This is a genomic window from Chelativorans intermedius (genome assembly GCF_025398255.1).
Lineage (GTDB): Bacteria > Pseudomonadota > Alphaproteobacteria > Rhizobiales > Rhizobiaceae > Chelativorans > Chelativorans intermedius.
Map to the genome: position 1 here is coordinate 1 of NZ_JAODNW010000077.1, position 1,572 is coordinate 1,572.

A 1,572-nucleotide genomic window follows, 5' to 3' on the forward strand; every position below is an offset into this window, starting at 1 on the left:
GGCGTGACCGCCGCGCGGATCTCGTTCTTCTCCTCGCCCATCGCGTCGGTGCCGATGTCGATGCGCGCGACGAACTCCAGCCCGTCGAGATCGGCGAAGCCGTTGATCCGGCGCGCCGCCTGCGCCTCGGGCGAGGTGTCCTTGTCGGAAATCCCACGCGCCGAGTTCAGCATGCCGCGGACGAGGCTGCGGCCCATGTTGGCCCAGTCCGGCCCCTTGGGGCTGTACAGCCCGATCAGCGTGAAGATCTTGCGCCGGGCATAGGGGCCCTCGAGCACGGTGAACTCGCCGTTGAGATACACCGCACCGGTGGAGCCGCGGGTCGCATAGCCCCCGGTCCAGCCCTGCGAGGGATCGTCGAAGCCGCCGGGGCGGATGGTCAGCCGCACCTTGGCGAGCGTCCCCTTGGGGATGAGGTTCGTGTTCGACTGCGCGTCGTTGAAATCGTTCCAGAGACCGGTCATGGCGTGGGGTCCTTTCAGTTGGTGGGATCGGATTGAGGGGTCGCGGCGGGCGCCGGGATGCGCGGCGCATCGGTGACGAGCGGGCGCGCATCGATCGGCAGCGGCTGGCGGATCTTCTCGATGAGCCGGCCGAGATGCGGCGGCTCGAGCAGGTCGAGACGACCGGAGCGGTCCTTGGCCGGGTAGCCCCAGCGGTTCTGCGTTTGGCAGACGAAGACGCGCTGCGGCACACCCTTGTCGTCGGGCAGCGAGGTGAGTGTCAGCACCTCGTCGACGATGCCGGGCAGCTCGAGCCCGGTCTTCGATCCGTCGATCTGCGGGACGAAGACCTTGCGATTGAAGTCGTCGAGCTTCTCGTCGAGGATCCCGACGAAGATCACGTTCTTCGCCCGCGTGTGCTGCAGATGCGTGAGCCAGGCGATCATCTCGCGCCCGTGCAGCCCGTAGGCGCCGCGGATATCCGGCTTGCCGGTCTTGTCGGAATGCGCCTCCGGCTGGCCCTTGCACCATTGGAAGCAGAGCCGACCCGCCACGGTGATCGAGTCGATGAAGACCGTGTCGTACTTCTCCAGTACCTTCGGATCGCCGTACTTCTGGCAGATCGCCCGGTAGTGGTCCTCGCTGTAGGGCTGGTCCTTCCGCAGCGCCGGGTTGGGGCCGCCGATGAACACCGCGAAGTCGCGGCATTCCCGCCATGTCCGCGGGCGGATCGTGTCGATTGCCAGCCCCTCGATGGCGAGATCGCCGGCCTCGAGATCGAAGAACAGCGTCGTGCTTGCCTTGAGGGTTCGCAACAGCGTGGTCTTTCCCGCGCCGCTGGCTCCGAAGATCGCGGCCTTCACGCCACGCATCTCGGCCAGCCGCTCATCTGCGGTGATGATGGGAAGGGTCATGCCGGCACCTCCTGCGGCTTGCACGTTGCAACGGGATCACTGCTGGTCACGGCGGCGTAGAGCGCGTCCAGTCGATCCGCTTCGGCCAGACACTCGATGCCCTTGCGCCGCATGAAGCGCCGCGCGTCGTCGAGCAGTTCGGGGTCCGCGATGAGGTCCGGGATGGCGACGTATTCCGCGGCGCTTTCGACGAAATAGGATTTCGAGCGCAGGTC

General features: G+C 66.7%; 2 protein-coding genes and 1 pseudogene. All 3 read right to left on the bottom strand.

What is annotated here, in order from left to right; all coding sequences use genetic code 11:
• Positions 1–464 (bottom strand): annotated as a pseudogene (locus NYR58_RS20305) (hypothetical protein); the annotation flags it as partial.
• Between the two features lie 14 nt (positions 465–478).
• Positions 479–1,357 (bottom strand): ATP-binding protein, encoded by an 879-nt coding sequence (locus NYR58_RS20310; protein WP_050475372.1) that lies wholly within the window; start codon positions 1,355–1,357, stop codon positions 479–481.
• Positions 1,354–1,572, bottom strand: a 219-nt coding sequence (locus NYR58_RS20315) for a hypothetical protein (RefSeq protein ID WP_261522937.1), incomplete at its 5' end; no start/stop codon positions are given. The genes NYR58_RS20310 and NYR58_RS20315, both read right to left, overlap by 4 nt.